Here is a 1,270-nt window from a genome sequence, read left to right as displayed (position 1 = left end):
GACCCGCACCGAGCCCTTGGAAGCGCCCCTGTACCCCGACTTCCCGCCCGACTCGTCCACCCCGCGCGGCGGCCAACCCGCGTTCTGGGTCGGCCCCCGGCACCTGGCCGGTGACGATGGACGCCTCTACGACGTCGTCGCCGACGCGCTCGCCGGCCTGGGTTGGACGAGCCTGACGATCGTCCGCGGACGGCACGAGCCGGACGAGGCGCCGGAGGACCGCCAGGTCCTGCGCAGCACCGTCCTGCACATCAGCCCCGACGCCTTGCGCTGGGCCCAGTGGGGCCTCGCGGACGAGCCGTTCCACCTGGGCGAGCTGCCGATCGCCTGGCAGATCTCCGCCCGAGCTGAGGCGGGCAGCCCGCTCGCCCAGTGGTCGGCCTACTTCACCAGTGACGTCCCCGGCGAGGCGGTGGTCGACTTCCTCATCGCGCTCGACGCAAGCGACCAGCCTGCCGTGCCGCTCGCCGGATCCGAGCTGGTCCTTGATGCTGTCGCCGCCCACGGATGGTTCCGCGACATCGACCAACCCGAGGCGGCGGCGACGGACCCGACGTTCATCTCGCACATCGGCCTCGGCGAGGCCCCGCCCCTCATCCAGGACACCGACCCGCGGGCCCTGTCCGCCGAGGACGACGACACGGGACCGGCCGGATGGCAGGCGTGGGCCGAGCCCGCGCTCGGCGCACCGTGTCTGTGGGCGGCATCGTTCGCCGCCAGCGTCCCGCACGATCTCGTCGCCGCCTTCGCCGCCTCCCTCAGCTCGACCGCACCGGTCCTGCGGCGGGTGCTGCCCGAGGCCACCCAGGAGCGTCTCCTGCGTGCGCCGGCCATCTACTGTAACGTCCCGCGCACAACTCTCGACGATCGCAGTCCGGCACCCTCCCAGTTGGGGGTGCCGGGCTTTCTTGCTTCTCGGGCGAAGTGGCCGCTCGGTCTTCGATGCCAGGAAGAATTGCTGCCCGTTGATGGAACGATGCTGGATGCGGCAATGCCCCCAGCCCCGGCGTCTTTATGGTCATCGCTCTCATCGTCGCCGTGACGAGCGCGTTGACGGTCCGTTCACGCCGCAAGCGCACGGCTGCCCTCGCGGCGCAGTGGCAGGCATTTCAGCAGCACCGAAGCTCCGGGCAGGGGCAACTCGGGCCTTGTCCCCGGATGTTGAACACGTCTATGCCGCTTGGGCCAGGGTAGTTGATGTTGGTTGGAGGGTGTTCTCGAAGGCGATCGGAGACCGCTGACCGAGGCGGGAGTGTCGGCGTCGGGTGTT

1 pseudogene is annotated in these 1,270 nt (G+C 70.5%); it reads left to right on the top strand.

The window, feature by feature from the left end:
- Positions 1-16 precede the first annotated feature (16 nt).
- A pseudogene (locus C1J00_RS43375) lies at positions 17-832 on the top strand (SPDY domain-containing protein); the annotation flags it as partial.
- Positions 833-1,270 lie beyond the last annotated feature (438 nt).

It is taken from the genome of Streptomyces cahuitamycinicus (assembly GCF_002891435.1).
GTDB classification, from domain to species: Bacteria; Actinomycetota; Actinomycetes; order Streptomycetales; family Streptomycetaceae; genus Streptomyces; species Streptomyces cahuitamycinicus.
This window is presented reverse-complemented; position numbering and strand designations above follow the sequence as displayed.